The sequence below is a fragment of the Corallococcus aberystwythensis genome (genome assembly GCF_003612165.1).
Taxonomy (GTDB): Bacteria; Myxococcota; Myxococcia; order Myxococcales; family Myxococcaceae; genus Corallococcus; species Corallococcus aberystwythensis.
The window spans coordinates 78,852-96,766 of the sequence record NZ_RAWK01000001.1 but is presented as its reverse complement, the minus strand read 5'-3'; the positions used below and the strand labels follow the sequence as shown (position 1 = coordinate 96,766).

Below are 17,915 nucleotides of genomic sequence, written 5' to 3'. Positions count from 1 at the left end.
GGGCCCCACGGGGAGGGGAAAAGATTCTAGGATGGACGGCGGGGGCAGGGTGCGCCCGGCAGCAGGACGCCCCGTGCCCCTGTCACGTCCGCCATCATGATCAACCCCGACTATCCGCTGGCCAGCTGGTTCCTCGCGGTCTCCACCTTGACCTTCGCGGTCGTCTACGCGCTGCCGCTGCTGTTCGTGCCGCTGCGCTGGGCGCGCTGGTTCGGGTGGGAGCTGCCCACGGGCAACAACGACCTGACGGTCTACTTCGCGCGCTGCCTGGGCGGCCTGGCGCTGTCCGTCATCATCGCGGTGGTGCAGTTCATCCCGGACCCCAAGAGCCACCTGGTCATCTTCGAGCTCATCGGCCTCATTGGCGGCATCATGACCGCGGTGCACATCTGGGGTGCGGTCATGAAGCAGCAGCCCTGGACGGAGACGGCGGAGATTCCGCTCTACGGCGCCGTCTGTCTGGGCGCCCTCTACCTGCGCTACGCCACGTTGTCCTGAGCGGAAAGCCCCCGGGGATGCCCTCCACGCAGCACATCGATCCCGCTGTCGCGACGCTGGCGCCCTACATGCCGGCGGCCATCCTCGCGCGGCTCGGGGGCCAGGATGCGGACGCGCTGCCCCTGACCGAAGGGGTGCGGGGCGCCATCCTGCTGCTGGACATCGCGGGCTTCACGCCCATCGTGGTGGGGCTGAGCGGTGCGGGCCCGCGCGGCATCGACGCGCTCCAGCGCCTGCTGACGAACTACTACACGGAGATGATCGACGTGGTCCGGGACCACGGCGGGGACATCTACCAGTTCGCCGGCGACTCCATCCTCGCGTGCTTCGAGGCCGCGCCGGGCGAGGCGGATGGCGACGTCGTGCAGCGCGCGGCGGTGTGCGCGCTGAGCGTGCAGCGCAGGCTCGCGCGCTTCGCCCGGCTGGAGCTGTTGGGCCAGCGCTTCGGCGTGTCGTCGCGCATCGGCATCGGGTTCGGGGAGGCGACCCGCATCGTGATGGGCGCCACCGGCCTGTGGATGCACCCGGCGCTCGTGGGTGAGCCGCTGGCGCAGGCGGTGGGCGCGGAGAAGCAGGCCACGGTGTCGGAGGTCGTGCTGAGCCCCCGCGCCTGGGCGGCGCTGCCGGAAGCCGCCCGCCAGGGTGAGCCACGCGAGGGGGGCAACCACCGGCTGGCGCTCGACGCGCCGGTGGAGGCGGTGAAGCGCCCGCTGCCCGCGCCCACGGGCGGAGCGGAGCTGGTGGGCCGGTGCGCGCTCCTGCTGCACCCGGTGCTCTTCACGAAGATCACCACCGCGCACCAGGAGTTCGCGGGCGACTTCCGCGACGTCACCTGCTTCTTCGTGCGCTTCACCCACGCGCAGTCGGACACGGATCCGGCCGCCTTCACCCGCGACCTCAACGCCTACTACGAGTTCGTCCAGCGCGAGAGCGCCCACCACGGTGGCGTGCTGCTGATGACGGACTTCACGGACAAGGGCAATGTGCTCTACGTCCTGTTCGGCGCGCCCACCGCCCAGCAGAACAAGGAGGTGCTGGCGTGCCGGCTGGCCTGCAAGCTGCTCAAGGCGCGCGAGCAGTTCCCCTTCCTGGATGAGCTGCAGATCGGCATCGCCACCGGCCATGCCTACTGCGGCGACATGGGCTCGCCCACGCGCAAGGGGTACTCGGCGCTGGGCGAGGTCGTGAACATGGCCGCGCGCCTGATGACGCACGGCGGACGCCAGGGCGCCGTGCACCTGTGCGCCAACACCCAGTCGCGCTCGCAGCAGGGCGGCTTCTCCACCGAGTTCGTGGAGGACGCGAAGCTCAAGGGCGTCTCGCGCTCGGTGCCGGTGTACCGGCTGTTGGGAGAGACGCGCCGCGGCCTCTTCATCAAGGGCCGGGGTGACATCATCGGCCGCAGCCGCGAGCTCAACGTGCTGCACGAATCGCTCAACGCGGCGTTCGCCGGCCAGGGCCGCGTGTGCGTGGTGTCCGGAGAGGCGGGCATCGGCAAGTCGCGGCTGGGCGCGCGCGTGCTGGAGGACGCGGAGGAGGGCGGCGCGCGGGCGCTGTACGGCGTCTGCTACTCCTACGAGGCCTTCACCCCCTTCTTCCCCTGGAAGGAGGTGCTGCTCCAGGCGTTCGGGCTGCACGACTCGGACGACACGGAGGCGCAGCTTGCGCGCCTGCGGCAGGGCCTGGAGGGCCTGGAGGATGTGGGGCCGGAGTGGATCCCGGTGGTGGCGGGCATCCTCGGCATGACGCTGGAGGAGACGTCCGACACGGCGGGGATGGACGCGCGCCGCAAGCAGCAGAAGGTGTTCCAAATCGTCTTCCAGCTCCTGGAGAAGCTCAGCCGCGCGCAGCCGCTGTTGCTCTTCTTCGAGGACCTGCACTGGGCGGACTACATCTCGTTGGATCTGCTCCAGTACCTCGCGGTGCGGGTGGGCGCGCACCGCATCATGGTGCTGGCGACGATGCGCCCGAGCGACCAGCTCAAGGGGCTGCGCGAGCTGCCCGAGTTCCTCCCCGTGGACCTCGTCAGCCTGGACGAAGAGGACACGCGGGCGCTGCTGCGCCTGCACCTGCGCCTGTCGCCGCCGGACGTCGCGCTGGAGGACCGGCTGCTCGCGAAGGTGCAGGGCAACCCGTTCTTCATCGAGTCCATCGTGGAGGGCCTGGCGGAGCAGGGCTACCTGGGGCTGGCGGAGCCCGGCTCCACGCGGATGGAATTGAAGCGCGGCCTGCAGGACCTCATCCTGCCGGACTCCATCCAGGACGTGGTGCTGTCGCGCATCGACCTGCTCAGCGAGACGGAGAAGCTGGTGGTGAAGGTGGCGTCCGTCATCGGGCGCCTCTTCACGCTGGACGCGGTGGCGGCGCTGGTGCCCACCCTGGGCGTGCAGCGCCTGCGCGAGGCCATGGACACGCTCCAGCGCCTGGGCCTCATCCTGCTGGAGCAGGAGGAGCCGTACACCTGCCTCTTCAAGCACATCGTCATCCGCGACGTGGCCTACAACACGCTGCTGGTGTCCGCGCGCGAGGACCTGCACCGCCGGCTCGCGCGCTACCTGGAGGCCCGCGCCAGCGACAACCTGGCGGCCTCCGCGGGTCTGCTCGCGTTCCACTTCCTCGCGGGCAACGTGGAGGACAAGGGCCTGGAGTACACGCTGATGGCGGCCCGCAGCGCGCGGGCGCAGTACGCGAACGACGACGCGCTCTACCACTACAACCGCGGCCTGGAGCTGTTGGGCACCGTCGTCCCGGTGGATCCGGAGGCGATGCTGCTCAAGACGCGCCGGGTGATGCAGGAACTGGCGGAGACACTGCTCCAGGCGGGCAACTACGCCAACGCCATCCTGATGTTCGAGCAGTGCCTGGTGGATGAGGAGGAGATCCCCAACCAGGCGGAGCTGCACCTGGGCCTGGGCCGCGCGCACCAGGAGAAGGGCGAGTCCGCGCTCGCCACGCAGCACCTGGAGAAGTCGCTGGTGCTCCGCGGCCGCAGCCTCCCGGGGAGCCTGGCCGCGCTGGGCCTGCGCACGCTGGCGAACCTGTTGCTGCGCGGGCTGGCCACGCTGTTGCCGTTCATCCTGCGGCCGCTGCCGGCCTCCCGGCTGGGCAACTACCTCCAGCAGCTGTCCACGCTCAACTCGCTCATCCGCATCTACTACTTCGCGGACATCACCAAGCTCACCTGGGCGACGCTGGTGTCCACGAACATGGCGGAGCGCTCGCGCAACGACTACGCCATGAGCATGGCGCGCGGCTACTACGGCACGCTGCTGTTCGGCGCGGGGCTGCTCAAGCGCTCGCGCTACCACTGTGAGAAGGCGCTGGAGTACGCGCGGCGCTCCAAGGATCCGGTGGCGGAGGGGCTCGCGCTCAGCCGTCTGGGCATCCAGGCCTTCTTCGCCAACGAGCTGCAACGCGCGCGCGACTTCCAGGAGGAGGCCGTCTCCACGCTGCGCCAGGTGGGTGAGCGCTGGGAGCGCCAGACGTCCCTGATGATGCAGGCGACGGGCGAGTTCCTCCACTCGCGCTTCCGCACGGCGGAGGCCCTCTACGAGCAGATGAAGACCATTGGCGTGGAGCTCAACGCGCTGATGCACCAGGGCTGGGCGCATTCATGGGCGCCCATGTGCCGCTACCTCCTGGGTGAAGGCGACGTGGGCGAGCTGTGCGCGGAATTGGAGCAGGGCCTGCGCATCAGCGAGGAGGTGGCGGACCTGGCCAACCAGTGCGCCAGCTTGAACCACCTGGCCAACGTCACCGTGCGCGAGCACCAGGTGGAGGAGGCGGCGCTCGTCGCGGTGCGCTGCTTCAAGAGCATCTGGAGCTACCACGTGCTGGTGCCCTTCCTCCAGGTGGGGCTGGTGGACGCGGCGGAGGCGGCCCTCTTCGCGCTGGAGGAGGGCGCCACGGTGGTGCCGCGCAAGGAGCTGCTGCGAATCGTGCGGCTGTCCTGCCTCAAGGCGCGCTTCATCGCCCGGCTCTACCCGTACCTGAAGGGCCCGGCGCTGCGCGTGACGGCGCGCTCGCTGGCCCTGCGCAAGGGCCCGAAGGCCGCGGAGCCGGTGTTCCTGGAGGCCATCGCCGTCCTGGAGAAGAGCCCCAACCGCTGGGAGACGGGCGTGGCCTACTTCGACGCGGCGGTGGCCCTGCCGCAGCGGCGCGAGGCCTTCCTCGCCCGCGCGCGCGCCATCTTCACGGAGGTGGAGGCCCGCGCGGAGCTGCGCCGCATGGACCGCTTCCAGGCCGCGCTCCTGGCTCCGCCTCCCGAGGCGCTCCTGCTGCCCCAGGCGTCGCGGGCCCGTGACGCCCGCGTGATGTAACGGGCGGAACGCATTCCTTGTCCCGTCAGGCGGGGCCCCTAGACTGCGTGCTTCTTCCTCGACTGTCGCACCGGGCCATGATCACCGCACCGCTCCGCTTCCAGCTCAGTCCCGTCATCGTCGGTTACATGCTCGTGGTGCATGCGCTGGCCGCGCTGGCGTTCTTCCTGCCCTGGCCGCCGTACGCGCTGCCGGTGGCGCTGGCCGTGTACGTGTCCATCGGCCTGGGCACGACGGTGGGGCTGCACCGCCTCTTGTGCCACCGCGCCTTCGCGTGCCCTCGCTGGGTGGAGTACGCGCTGGTGACGGTGGCCATGCTCACGGCGCAGGGCAGCCCGCTCCTGTGGGCCGCCAACCACCGGCTGCACCACGCGAAGGCGGACGCGGAAGGGGACGTACACTCGCCGCTGCGCGGCTTCTGGTACGCGCACATGGGGTGGATCCTCAACGCGTCCTCCACGGAGGAGGACGGCTGGCGCACCTGGTGCCGCGACATGGTGAACGACGGCTACTACCACTGGCTGCTGCGCTACCGCATCGCGCCGCAGGTGCTGGCGGTGCTCTTCGTGGGGCTGACGTTCGGCTGGCGCACGGTGCCCGCGTACTTCTTCCTGCCGGTGGTGTGCTGGATGCAGAGCACCTACGCGGTGAACTCCGTGTGCCACGCGGCGTTCGGCCACCGCGTCCACGACACGCGCGACCACAGCCGCAACGTGTGGTGGGTGGCCGTGCTGGCGCTGGGGGAAGGCTGGCACAACAACCACCACGCCTTCCCCGCGTCCGCGCGGCACGGCTGGGTGTGGTGGCAGTGGGACCCGGGCTGGCTCTTCATCCGTGCGCTGCAAGGCCTGGGGCTGGCGTGGGACGTGCGCCTGCCGTCCCGGGTCCGGTCAGGACCTGCGGCGTGAGCCCCAGCGCGGCCATCTGCTCCACGTCCCAGGCTTCCATCGCATCCAGCCCCGCGATGTAGCGGCGCTCCTTGTTCTTCAGCGGGTTGCGGATGCTGACGATCTCCGGCCCGGAGAAGAGGATGGTCTGCTTGTAGCGGGGCAGGTCGCTCAGCATCAGCTTGGACGCGTAGTGCCGGGCGATGTTGGGCAGGCTCCCCAGCGTGCGGCACAGCCGCTGGAAGTGCTCCACCACCTCCGACGCGTGCAGCTGCTTGGGCCGGTGGCACAGCGTGTAGCCGTCGTAGTCGCGGCTGATGGTGCCGGGCAAGAGCCGGTCCTCCGCCTGGAGCTCGCGGAAGAAGGGCGTCTCCGGGTAGGGGCACACGATGCCCAGGAACGTGACGGAGAAGTACTTCAGGTCCGCCAGGTACTCCGGCAGCCGGTGCAGGTACTCGTTCGTGTCGCCGTCCGAGCCGACGATGAGCCCGAAGGACAAGAGGATGCCGGCGGAGAAGACGCGGCGGATGACGGCGTCCACCTCCGACAGCTTGTTCTGCCCCTTGTTCATCGCCTTGATGGAGTCCGGGTTGAGTGACTCCAGGCCGGTGTAGACGTAGCGGCAGCCCGCCTTCGCCATCAGCTTCACCAGCGACTCGTCCTTGAGCACGTTGAAGGTGAGCGCGCAGCCCCAGGTCTTCTTGAGCGGGATGAGCGCTTCGCACAGCGCGCGCAGGTACTTGGGGGACCCGCCCAGGTTGTTGTCCAGGAAGACGAACGCGTCCCCCATCAGCCCCAGGAAGTTCGGGTTCCAGCGCATGCGCGTCTGGATTTCGTCGATGACCTCCGGGATGGGCCGGAAGCGGTAGCGCTCGTGGCCGGTGAGCACGCAGAAGTTGCAGGTGAAGGGGCAGCCGCGCGACGCCTCGATGCCCGGCAGCCGCACCTTGTTGTGCGTGAAGTCGATGAGCTCGTAGCGGTACGGCCGGATGGCGGCGGCGCCGTGAGAGGGCAGGCTGTAGCGCGGCTTCAGCTCGCCCTTCTCGAAGTCCGCGATGAGCGCGGGCACGTTGGACTCCGGCTCCCCGGTGATGACCGCGTCGAAGTACTTCGCCGCGTCGTCAGGGAAATGGCCCGCGTGCCGGCCTCCCGCCACCGTCGTCATGCCGCGCTGGCGGAAGAGGGTGGAGAGCACCTTGGTGTGCTCGTAGTACGAGTGCAGATACGAGAAGAAGACCAGGTCCCAGTGCCGGTCCAACGGCAGGTCCGCCTCCTTCTCGTTGAAGATCTCCACCTGCACGTGCTCCGGGCACAGGCCGGCGATGAGCTCCGGCACGGAGGACTGCATGATGGAGGGCTCTTTGATCCGCAGGCGGGTCGGATGGGTGTACGTGGCGATGATGGCGATGCGCATGCGTGCGGGCCCGGCCGTGGATGTGCCTTGCCGGACCGCGTCCCCCTTCGTCGGCGGAGGATCACCCGGAGTCCGGGCAGTGGCAAAGGATCTCCGTCGCGCGCGCCGCACTCCGCGTGTTTCCGGTGGCAGCGGACGACCCAGGAGGACCTATCTCGTCCGGGGGGCGTACTGATAGATCTTTGAAACATGGATACCTCTCCCCCGCCAGCCTCCGGTGGTTGGCCGTTTCGGCGTTATTTCTGGATTTCAGTCGTGGCCGCGGCGCTGCTGAGCCTGACGACGTTGAACAACGGCTGGATGTTCGACGATTACGTCTGGCTGGGCATCTGGGACAACCTGCCGCAGCCGGCGCCGCTGGCGAACACGCACTTCGACGTGTACCGCACGGCCACGGGCATCCCGGAGCACACCGCGCAGATGGCCCACGCGGGCATCTTCCCGTGGTTCGTGGAGCCGGGCGTGAAGCTGGCCTTCTTCCGGCCCCTGGGCAGCGCGCTGTTCGGCCTGGATCACCTGCTCTACAACCGCGTCGCCGTCGCCTACCACGTGCACTCGCTGCTCTGGTACGTGGGGCTGGTGGCGCTGGTGGCCGTGCTGTTCCGCCGCATCCTGCCCACGGGCATCGCGGGGCTGGCGCTGCTGCTCTTCGCCGTCAACGGCTCGCACGGCGCCGTGGTGGGCTGGCTGTCCTACCGCGTGCTGCTGGTGTCCATGCTCTTCGGGGTGCTGGGCTTCTGGCTCCACATGGAGTGGCGCGAGCGCAACCGCAAGGGCGCCATGATTGGGTCGCTCATCGCCTTCGCGCTGGGCTTGGCGGGCGCGGAGACGACGCTGATCATGATCCCCTACGTGCTCGCCTATGAGGCCTTCGCGGGCCCGGGCAAGCCGTCCGAGCGGCTCAAGGCGCTCATTCCGTTCAGCGTGCTGATGGCCGGCTTCCTGGTGATGTACAAGGTCCTGGGCTACGGCGCGGCCCGGCAGGACACGCACCTGGACCTGGCCGGCGCGCCGGTGCAGTGGTTCCTGGCGATGTTCGAGCGCGTCCCGGCGGCCATCGCGGGCCTGACGCTCAGCGCGCCCAACGACTACATCCTGGACCCGTCCTACGTGGGCACCTTCCAGGTGCTGGGCGCGGTGGGCCTGGTGTTCTTCTCGCTGCTCCTGTGGGGCGTGTGGCCGCAGGTGGATCCCGCGGAGCGCAAGACGCTGAAGTGGCTGCTGGTGGGCTCGTTCGCGTCCACGTGGCTGGGCAGCTCGCCGCTGGCGGGGGCGCGCACGCTCATCGTGCCCAGCCTGGGCATGGCGGTGGCGCTGGCGGTCATCCTCCGCACCGCGTGGCGGGGCCGGGCGCTCAAGCCGCGCGCGGGCCTGGTGCTGGTGGGGGCGGCGGTGATGGCCTTCATCCACATCGCGGGCGCGCCCTACGTCTGGTGGCAGACCGCGGCCACCTATTCGCAGATGGCCGGGCTCTTCAATCGCGTGCACGACCGGTACGCGGAGGCCCTGGACCTGAAGGCGCTCCCCAACCAGCGGCTCGTGGTGCTCAACGCCCCCGCCGGCACCGTGGGCATCTACGGCTCCGTGCAGTGGTGGTCCACGGGCATGCCGCTGCCGAAGAACTGGTGGGTGCTGTCCTACAAGGCGGGTGAGCAGCACGTGACGCGCACCGGCCCCAACTCCCTGGAGCTGTCCCTGCCCAAGGGCCAGCACTACCTGAACATCCTGGAGGAGCGCATCTACCGCGGCAAGAACTGGCCGGTGAAGCAGGGCCAGGAGTTCGACGTGGGCGGCATGAAGGCGCGCATCGAGGAGTCGGACGCGGAAGGCCCCACGCGCATCTCCTTCACCTTCGACGTGTCGCTGGATGACCCGTCGCTGAAGCTGCTCCAGTGGAAGAACCGCAAGGTGGTGCCCTGGGTGCCGCCCGCGCTGGGCGGAGCGCCGTCGGTGGTCAACGCGCTCAACATCACGGAGTAGCTGGAACGAAAGAGGGCGGGCCTTCCCGTTGAGGAAGGGCCCGCCCTGAAGTGAAGCGGTGAAGCAGGGGCTGCTCTTCTCAGCCCGCCATCCGCACCACCGCCAGCGTGAGTCCGTAGACGATGACGGACACCAGCGCGGCGGCGGGGATGGTGAACACCCACGCCCAGATGATGCGGCCGGCGACGCCCCACTTCACGGCACGCCAGCCGCGCGTGGAGCCCACTCCGACGATGGCGCCGGTGATGGTGTGCGTGGTGGACACGGGGATGCCCAGCTCCGCCAGCGCGATGATGGTGACGCCGCCGCCCGTCTCCGCGCTGAAGCCGCCAATGGGCGCCAGCTTCGTGAGGCTGTGGCCCATGGTGCGGATGATGCGCCAGCCGCCGAAGAAGGTGCCCATGGCGATGGCCGCGTGGCAGGAGATGATCATCCACCAGTCGATGTGGAACGGGCGGTCGCGCCAGATGGTGCCGAAGAGCACCACCGCGATGATGCCCATGACCTTCTGCGCGTCGTTGGTGCCGTGGCTGAAGGAGAAGATGGCGGACGACACCAGCTGCAGCCGGCGGAACCAGGTGTCCACGCGCAGCGGCGTCTGACGGTGCACCGCCCAGGTGCTGGCCACCATCATCATGATGCCCAGCGTCATCCCGATGAGCGGCGACAGCACGATGAAGGCCGCGATGCGCGCGATGCCGCTGCCCACCAGCCCCTGGAAGCCCAGCACCGGCAGCGTGGCGCCAATCATCCCGCCCGCCAGCGCGTGCGACGACGACGAGGGCAGCCCCCACCACCAGGTGAGCAGGTTCCAGGTGATGGCGCCCATGAGCGCGGAGAAGATGACCATCAACACCGCGGTGGGGCCGGCCGCGCGGAGCATCTCGAAGTTGATGATGCCCTTGCCCATGGTGTTGGCCACGTGCACGCCGCCCGCGAAGGCCGCCACGAAGTTGAAGAACGCGGCCCACGCGACGGCCAGGTTCGGCGACAGCACGCGCGTGGACACCACGGTGGCGATGGAGTTCGCCGCGTCGTGGAAGCCGTTGATGAAGTCGAAGATGAGCGCGACGACGACGATGAGGACGACTGCGGCGAGCAGCATCTCAGCTGTGCTCCAGCACGACGCCTTCAATGACGTTGGCCACGCCCTGGCACTTGTCCGTGGCCGTCTCGATGAGGTCGAGGATCTCCTTCCACTTGATGATGGTCAGGGTGTCCACGCCGCTCTTGAACAGCCGGCCCATGCCCGCGCGCAGGACCTCATCCGCCTGTGTCTCCAGGCGCTTGATCTCCTTGCAGCCCGCGAGGATCTGCTCCGGCTTCTTGATGAGCCGCAGCGCCGCGACGACCTCCTGCACCTTCTGCGTGGAGAGCACCAACAGCCGCGCCAATTCCGTGGCGTCCGGCCGGCTGGTCTCAATCTCGTAGTACAAGAGCCGCGCCGCCGCCGCGTTGGTCAGGTCCAGCACGTCGTCGATGCGGGAGAGCAGCGTGTGGATCTGCCCGCGGTCGAACGGGGTGATGAACTGCTGGTGGAGGCGGTTGAAGGCGGCATGCGTCACGTCGTCGCCCTTGTGCTCCACGTCCTTGAGGGCCTGGACGCGCGTGGGCACGTCCCGGTAGTCGGCCAGAAGCTCGTGCAAGAGCTTCGCTCCTTCAACGGTCCTCGCGCATTGCGCGTCGAAGTCGTCGAAGAACTCGTCCGACTTCGGCATCAGCTTTTCGAGCATGGAATCTCCCTCGGCGCCTGGAGGCACAGGCGCGGTCCGCCGCGGGAGGTCGGTGGCGTTTGGGGTGTGACGCTCCCGTGACGCGGGAGTGACTACCCTACCTGGAGAGATTCGCCAGTGTTCCGTGCGAAAACGTACGGATTCCAGGGGGTTGCGCTTGACGCAAGCGGCCGCTCAGACGACGCGGTTGCGCAGCTCCTCGAAGAATCCCACCCACAGCTGCCACATCTCCTCGGCGCCGCGGGTGATGGTGGCCAGCTCCGCGTCCGTGTACTGGAGCCCCACCGTGTGGCCGGCCGTCTCCACGTGGTCCGGCTCCTGCTTCACGTGGATGTCCACCCAGGGCAGGGACTTGAGGCCCGTGGTGCGGCGCACCAGCTTGCCCAGCTTGGCCACCATGGTGAGGTCCGCCACCTCCGTGCCGTAGAGGAAGCCCAGGCCGGTGAGGTGGTTCTCCGTGGAGCGCTGGTAGCCGTCAATGAGCCGGCGCGTCGCGGGCGTCATGTCCGCCTCCGACACGCCCGCCTTCGTGAAGCCCGCGTCCGTCATCGTCTGGATGAAGAAGCGCTCGTGCGCGCGCGCAGGGTCCCCTTCACCCACCTCCTGGTTGAGGATGTGCGTCACCGCCGTCTTCATCTCCATCTGCGGGCAGACGGCGATGAGCTTGCTCAGGAAGTCGGGGAAGTAGTGCAGGGGGTGCCACCACTGCCCCAGCACCATCTCCGCCTGGTCGCGGCTGAAGGCCTTCTCGTCCACCACCTCGAAGAACCGGTGCTTGATGAGCTGCTCACGGTGGGGATTCTTCGTCAGCGCCGCCTCGATGGTCTGGTTCCGCATTGCCGCCTCCAGGTTGGGTCCAAAAGGGCTGGGTCGGCGTTTATCACAACGCAGGACTGCGATTCTTGGAATAGTGGAAATACAAGTACAATGCGACTACGCTGTTTACCGTCAGTGTGGAACGTGCAGGCAGGCGAGGGTGGGCTGTTCGGAGTAGGGGGTGCCGTCCTACAGTTTGAAAATCGGCATTACTGCCCTGGCACCTCTTGTCGCGGAAGGCGCATGACCCTGTTCCGGCACCCTGAAGATCGCATCCCGGTCCTGATGTTCCTGAGCGTGTTCGCGCTCGACATGACGGTGTTCCTCACGGCGAGCAGTTGGTGGGTGCCGGTGTTGTGGTTCGGGCTGGGCATCATCCCCAAGGGGTGGATCTGCTCGTGGAACCACCACCACCAGCACCTGTCCATGTTCAAGCACGCGCTGCCCAACCGGCTCCTGGAGATCGTCTTCGGCTTCCAGACGGGCGTGACGTCGCAGGCGTGGTTCCTCCACCACGTGCTGGGCCACCACAAGAACTACCTGGACCAGACGCAGGACGAGTCGCGCTGGAAGCGGGATGACGGCACGACGATGGGGGAGACGGAGTACTCGCTGCGCACGGCGCTGACCGCGTACCCGCGCTCGTTCCAGGTGGGGAAGAAGCATCACCCCAAGGCGCTGCGCACGTTCGTGGGGATGGCCGCGCTCCAGCTGGTGCTGCTGGCGGGCCTGTTCTGGGTGAACCCCTACAACGCGCTCTTCGTGTTCCTGCTGCCCATGATGGCGTCGCTCTACGTGACGGTCTGGGCGACGTACTTCCACCACGTGGGGCTGGACACCGCCAACCACTCGGAGGCCTCGTACAACATCCTCCACAAGGGCTACAACCTGATGACGGGCAACCTGGGCTACCACACCGCGCATCACACGCGGCACGGGCTGCACTGGTCCAAGCTGCCGGAGCTGCACGCGCAGCTGGCGCGCGACATCCCCGCGAACCTCTACCGGCAGCCCGGCATCCCGTTCGTCTGGCGCGGCTCTGAAGAGAAGCTCGTGCTGAGCGAGCACGAGGTCGCCGCCCTCTCTGGCGGGCCCGTGACCAGCGGCACGGAGAAGCTGGCCGCCTAGCAGTCCGGCGTCTCCGGAAGTCCTTTCCGCCGGAAGCAGCCCCTTCCGGCGGAAGCTCCCCGCGCTACTGCTGCGGCTGCGGCTCCGTCGTGCGGTTCGCCGCGATGTTGATGACGTTGAGCAGCAGGTCCTTCACGCGGCGCGGCTTGTTGCCGCCGTTGTCCTCGATGATCTTCTCGATGTCGTCATCCTGCCGGTGGTACTCGGGGATGAGGTCGCCGCCGCCATTGGGGTTGGACAGGCCCTCGAAGAGGAAGAGCACGTCCTCGCCCTTCTTCCCGAAGGACGCGCCGTCCTGCCGGTCGCGGTAGACGTTGATGTCGCGGTTGATGCGGTCGAACGGATCCGCCATCTGCTGGTTCGCCTGGTCCACCACGTCGCGGAAGTAGTTGGGCTGGCCCTTGGTGTTGGTGTCCACCACGGACAGGCGCTGATCATCCCAGCGGCCCACCATGTCCGTGTTGATGACGCCGGCGATGTTCTTCAGCTCCAGCCCGGGGATGGGGTGGTCCACGAAGTACTGGGAGCCCACCAGCCCCTTCTCCTCCGCGGCCGTCCAGATGAAGAGCACGGAGCGGTCCAGCTTGCCGTTCTTCGCGGCCTCCGCCAGCTCCGGCACCGCCGCCATCAGCACCGCGCTGCCGGACGCGTTGTCGTCCGCGCCGTTGTAGGCGTTGCCCTTGCGGTCCATGCCCACGTGGTCCAGGTGGGCCATCACCACAATCACTTCGTCCTTGTGCGGCCCGGTGCCGGGCAGCATGGCCATCGTGTTCACCGCCTGGCCCGTGGCGGTGGCTACCTGCTTGAGCTCCTCCACGCTGCGCTGCTGGCCGGAGCGCGCCGGCACGGCCGTCTGGCCCGCCGACTTCATCGTCTGCTCGTACTGCCGGTTGAGCAGCTTCAGCGTGTCCTTGGGCATCTTCTCGTCCAGGTAGAAGCCCTCCTGGAACGTCTGGTGGCCGAACTCCTTGTGCTCCGCGTGGGACGCGTGGGCCTCGCCCGCCGTGTCCGCGCCCAGCCAGGAGTAGACGTTGAACTTCTGCTGGAAGGGGTTCTCCGGGTTGTTGGAGTTCGGCCCCACGAGCCCGTACTTCTGCGCGTGCGCCTGCACGTAGGCGGAAGCGGTGTCCAGCCCCGTGGAGGGGCTGTCACGCCCCTGCAGCGCGTCCGAGGCCAGGTACTCGAGGTGCTTCATTGGATCCGAGTCGGCCGACACGGGCGGCTCGGTGGGAGCCTCCGGCGGTACCGGCGTCGGCACCGGCGCCGGGGTGGGCGCGGGCAGCGACAGGATGGGAGGCGGCGCGGGCAGCCGCGGCAGCTGGCCGGGCGCGGGCTTCGTGCCGGAGGACTCGAAGCCGTCCTTGAACGCGAGGGGGCGGTTCCGGGACTTCGCCTCCGTGGGCCGGGCGTCCTGCGAGGACAGCCGCGAAACGGAGGTGAGGGGACGCGAGCTGTCGTTGATCTTCGAGGCCATGGTGGGGGAGTCCGGGGGAGGAACCGCGCTCCCCAGATTATCCGGTCGGCCCGGGTGGGAGTTGTGCGCCACGGAAAAGTTCCGCCCGCGCAGGGCCTGTTCGGTGAATCCGGGTTTCAGGAGCGCGCCCGTGGGTGCGGCCTCCTGACGCTCCGTGTGAGACCCGGCTTGCTACAAATCACGTGGTTTCATGTGACATCCGGCGCTACTCCATTTTCTCAACCCATGAACTGACAGAGTGAAGACAGACGGACTCGGCGTGTTGGCGTGCGAGGTGCAGTGGAGCCGCGAGCAGTCCACCCCACACGACGAGGTAGTGCATGCACCTGAAGATGACGGGTTCCCTGCTGGCATCCATGCTGCTGAGCATCACGGGCTGCGCGGGCGGCGACGACGGCCAGGCCTCGGGTTCCCTGGGCGCGCAGGAGTCCGCGGCGTCCCAGTGCGTGAAGAAGTTCGACGGCATCACGACCTGCGCGCTGGGCCGCGCGAAGGTCGACTCCGTCGCGGACGGGCTGGCGGTGACCGGGCTCGCGACGCAGCGGGACGGCGTCTCCAGCAGCTTCGCGCAGGCCGTGAAGTGGGAGCAGCGCGTGGCGATGAGCCTGGGCGCGCAGGGCGGCTACCAGCTGGCCGCGCGCGACGGCGACCAGGTCGTCAGCACGCTGAAGGTCACTCCGGGCCGCGTGGCGAACTCGGTCGACATGCTGCCCACGTTCACGGGTTCGCCGGGCGGCTCCGCATACACGATGAACGTCTACCTGGGCGGAGTGCTCCAGGGCTCCAGCCCCCAGCCCGCCGGATTCCATCAGGTCTTCCACAACTGGCGGGAGTTCCTCCAGTGGGCGGAGATGCACCACCACTTCCTGAACGACTTCGACATCGACGGGCTGTCCACCGGCTCCGCGGAGACGAACGTGGGCGCGTGCGTGTGGCGCGTGGACTCGGAGAAGAGCACCTTCACCGTGGACATCAACGGCAAGACCGTCACCGGTGACTCGGTGGAGTTCATCGAGACCATCGCGGATGGCGCGTACCCGTACCGCCACTTCACGGGCATCGACACGAACGCTGTCGCCGGCAAGTACACCATCCGCTCGGAGTCCATCACCCAGCCCACGGGCGTGAAGTAGCCCGGGCCTCGGATGGCCGCGCCGGACGGGAGCACGCAGCCCGTCCGGCGAGAGCCGCTAGCGTTTTCCGGAGACGGAGGACGTGGGCGTCGCCACGTTGCGGCCGCTGCCCCCCACACCCGTGGCGGGGCTCACCGTGGGCGTGCGCCGGGCCTCCAGCGGGACCTTGCGGGCCGGCGCGAAGGACGCGGGGACTTCATTCGCGTAGAGCAGCTTGTAGGCGCTGTAGCTGCTGAGCACGCGCTTCACGTAGTCGCGGGTCTCCTCGAAGGCGATGTGCTCCACCCACTCGTCCAGCTCCGCCTGGGGCAGGGCCTTGCGCCAGCGCTCCACCGCCGCGGGGCCCGCGTTGTAGGCGGCCACCGCGTAGGCGGGGTTGCCGTCGAAGTGCTTGAGCAGCGAGCCCAGGTACGTCGCCCCCAGCCGGATGTTCTGCGCGGGCTGGAGCAGCGACGACACCTCGAACGACGCCAGCTTGAGCGAGTCCGCCACCTGCTGCGCCGTGCCGGGCATGAGCTGTGCCAGCCCCAGCGCCCCGGTGGACGAGCGCGCCGTCGGGTTGAACCGGCTCTCCTCGCGGATGAGGCCCTGGAGCAGGTCCGGATCCACGCGCGCGGCCTTGGAGTAGCTCTGGATGAGCGGCCGGAACGCGAGCGGCCACGTCGCCTCCCACACCGGGCGGGACGCGGCGCTCAAGGGGCCCGCGGCCTCCTGGCGCAGCGTCACGCGGGCCACCTGCCGCGTGGCCCGGCCGCGGCCGGTGCGGCGCATGGTCTGGTAGAGCAGCCGCGCGGGCGCCTCCGCCAGGCCGCGCGTGTCCACCGCGAGCAGCTCCTCCACCACGCCCGGCTGTCCCAGGCGCAGCAGCTCCACGCCCGCCGCGAAGCGCGGATCCTTCTGGAGCGCGCCCGGGGGCAGGGGCCAGACCTCGTCGTTCGCCGGCGCGGCGGTGTTCAGCGTCTTCGTGGAGGCGGCCTGCGCGGAGGTTTCCGTCAGCCGCGCCAACCGCTCCGGGGCGTGCTGCGCCAGCCGCGTGCGGGACAGGAGCCCGTACCAGGCCGTGGGCCGCTCGGTGGCGATGAGCTCGTAGCGCGCGAGCGCCGCGTCCAGCGCGCCGCCGTTCTCCTGGACCCGCGCCTGCCAGTAGCGCGCGCGCCACAGGGCCTCGTCAGTGCGCGCGGACTCCGGCAGCTGCTCCACCGCCATCAGGGACGCCAGGCCCGGCTGTATCTCCTCCTTGCGCAGGTGCAGCCAGAAGGCGCGGAAGAGGGCCTCGGCGGCGAAGTTGCCGGCGGGGTAGCGCTTCGCCAGCGCCTCGTAGTTCTGGAGCGCTTCGTCCGTGCGGTTCAGGCGCTGCTGGGTCCAGGCCTCGAAGAACAGCGCGTCGTCCGCGTAGCCGTGCTCCGGGTAGTCCCGGGCCAGCGTGGCGTAGGTCTCCACCGCCGCCTCCGGCTGCACCACGGACTGCGAATAGGCGAGCAGGTAGAGCGCCTGCGGGCGCTGCTCGGGCGACAGGCACTCGCGAGCCACCGGCTCCAGCACCTGGATGGCGCGGCGGTGCTGGCGCTCCTTGCGCAGCGCGCGGCCCAGGGTGAGCTGGGCGCGGCAGGCCAGCTCATCCGGGAGCTCCGTGCGCGGCCCTGAGCGGGCCAGCATGTTCATGGCCGCGACGTTCTGGTGCACCTCCACCAGCGCCTCCGCGCGGCGCACGCGCCACTTCATGGGCAGGGGCAGGTCGCGCAGCAGGGCGCGCGCGCGGTCCGCCTCCTTGGACAGGGGCGCGGTGGCCCAGACCTCCAGGAGGGCGCGGTGCTCGGCGTTGTACTGCCCCGCGGCGCGCGCCAGCTCGCAGTACTCCAGCAGCGCCTTCATCCGCAGCGCGTCCGGTCCGCGCGCCTGCCGGCTGTCGATGAACTGCTGCAGCGCGGCCAGCGCCTCCGGGATGCGCAGCTGGCGCTTGAGCACGCGCGCCATGGTGAAGCGGGCCTCCGGGTAGAGCGGAGAGCCGGGGCTCACCGCGCCGTACTGCTCCGCCGCGCGCAGCGGCTTGCGCAGCCGCTCATGCGACTGCGCGGCCCGCATCAGGCAGTGGTCGCGCAGGGGGACGTAGTCCTCCGCCAGCGCGGTGAACTCCGCGGCGGCGGTCGTGAAGTCCCGCGCGAGGAACGCGCTCTGCGCCTGGAGGAAGCGGCCGGGGAGGGAAGGGGGGGACTCCGTCGCGAGCAGCGCCCGCGCGGACTTGTACCGGCCCCGGTCGAACTCCGCCTTCGCCTTCGCCAGCAGTCCTTCCGCGAAGTAGGGCGCCAGCCGCTCCGGCCCGAAGGCCTCCGCCGTCAACTCGTCCTGGGACGGCTGCGCCGCCGGCGTGTCGAGCAGGGCCTCCAGCTTCTCCTCCGACATCACGTCGCCGGAGTCGTCCTCGCCGGGTGCCTGTGCCCACACGGTGCCCGGGGTCCACAAGCCCGCACACGCAAGCAAGACCGCCGCTGTTCCTCGAAGTCCGTCCATGCCAGCCCTCGTTCGTCCGCCAGGG

12 protein-coding genes are annotated in these 17,915 nt (G+C 69.2%); 6 read left to right on the top strand and 6 right to left on the bottom strand.

Going from position 1 to position 17,915, the window contains the following annotated elements; translation table 11 throughout:
* Positions 1 to 96: 96 nt before the first annotated feature.
* Genes D7W81_RS00310 through D7W81_RS00300 form a run of 3 tightly spaced genes read left to right on the top strand, consistent with a single transcriptional unit; the run spans position 97 to position 5,725 of the window.
* Entirely contained in the window at positions 97 to 498 is a 402-nt protein-coding gene (locus D7W81_RS00310; RefSeq protein ID WP_120553295.1) for a hypothetical protein, read from the top strand.
* Between the two features lie 17 nt (positions 499 to 515).
* The gene (locus D7W81_RS00305) at positions 516 to 4,817 is read left to right on the top strand and encodes an AAA family ATPase (RefSeq protein WP_120553294.1); all 4,302 of its coding nucleotides are present in this window, start codon (positions 516 to 518) and stop codon (positions 4,815 to 4,817) included.
* Between the two features lie 47 nt (positions 4,818 to 4,864).
* Positions 4,865 to 5,725, top strand: coding sequence for an acyl-CoA desaturase (locus D7W81_RS00300; RefSeq protein WP_244226888.1), 861 nt, complete (start codon positions 4,865 to 4,867; stop codon positions 5,723 to 5,725).
* Here the strand turns inward: D7W81_RS00300 and D7W81_RS00295 are convergent.
* The gene (locus D7W81_RS00295) at positions 5,646 to 7,118 is read right to left on the bottom strand and encodes a B12-binding domain-containing radical SAM protein (protein WP_120553292.1); all 1,473 of its coding nucleotides are present in this window, start codon (positions 7,116 to 7,118) and stop codon (positions 5,646 to 5,648) included. The genes D7W81_RS00300 and D7W81_RS00295 overlap by 80 nt on opposite strands.
* Before the next feature lie 255 nt (positions 7,119 to 7,373).
* On the opposite strand from D7W81_RS00295, the gene D7W81_RS42195 reads away from it, so the two are divergent.
* Positions 7,374 to 9,098, top strand: a complete 1,725-nt coding sequence (locus tag D7W81_RS42195) for a hypothetical protein (RefSeq protein WP_158621379.1) — start codon at positions 7,374 to 7,376, stop codon at positions 9,096 to 9,098.
* A 79-nt stretch (positions 9,099 to 9,177) separates the two neighbouring features.
* Here the strand turns inward: D7W81_RS42195 and D7W81_RS00285 are convergent, their stop codons facing one another.
* The 3 genes from D7W81_RS00285 to D7W81_RS00275 form a co-directional block, all read right to left on the bottom strand.
* Positions 9,178 to 10,203, bottom strand: coding sequence for an inorganic phosphate transporter (locus tag D7W81_RS00285; RefSeq protein WP_120553291.1), 1,026 nt, complete (start codon positions 10,201 to 10,203; stop codon positions 9,178 to 9,180).
* 1 nt (position 10,204) lies between these two features.
* The gene (locus D7W81_RS00280; protein WP_120553290.1) at positions 10,205 to 10,831 is read right to left on the bottom strand and encodes a DUF47 domain-containing protein; all 627 of its coding nucleotides are present in this window, start codon (positions 10,829 to 10,831) and stop codon (positions 10,205 to 10,207) included.
* A gap of 174 nt (positions 10,832 to 11,005) precedes the next feature.
* Positions 11,006 to 11,668: an iron-containing redox enzyme family protein gene (locus D7W81_RS00275; RefSeq protein WP_120553289.1), complete on the bottom strand. Its 663-nt coding sequence runs from the start codon at positions 11,666 to 11,668 to the stop codon at positions 11,006 to 11,008.
* 222 nt (positions 11,669 to 11,890) lie between these two features.
* On the opposite strand from D7W81_RS00275, the gene D7W81_RS00270 reads away from it, so the two are divergent.
* A complete protein-coding gene (locus D7W81_RS00270) occupies positions 11,891 to 12,775 on the top strand; it encodes a fatty acid desaturase family protein (protein WP_120553288.1) in 885 nt (294 codons plus the stop codon).
* A gap of 64 nt (positions 12,776 to 12,839) precedes the next feature.
* Here D7W81_RS00270 and D7W81_RS00265 read toward each other — a convergent pair whose 3' ends face one another.
* Positions 12,840 to 14,249, bottom strand: a complete 1,410-nt coding sequence (locus tag D7W81_RS00265) for a M28 family metallopeptidase (protein ID WP_120553287.1) — start codon at positions 14,247 to 14,249, stop codon at positions 12,840 to 12,842.
* A gap of 320 nt (positions 14,250 to 14,569) precedes the next feature.
* Here D7W81_RS00265 and D7W81_RS00260 point away from each other — a divergent pair, with 320 nt between their 5' ends.
* Positions 14,570 to 15,382, top strand: a complete 813-nt coding sequence (locus tag D7W81_RS00260) for a hypothetical protein (RefSeq protein ID WP_208721104.1) — start codon at positions 14,570 to 14,572, stop codon at positions 15,380 to 15,382.
* 57 nt (positions 15,383 to 15,439) lie between these two features.
* On the opposite strand, the gene D7W81_RS00255 is transcribed toward D7W81_RS00260, so the two are convergent.
* Positions 15,440 to 17,890, bottom strand: coding sequence for a lytic transglycosylase domain-containing protein (locus D7W81_RS00255; RefSeq protein WP_120553286.1), 2,451 nt, complete (start codon positions 17,888 to 17,890; stop codon positions 15,440 to 15,442).
* Between the last annotated feature and the right edge of the window lie 25 nt (positions 17,891 to 17,915).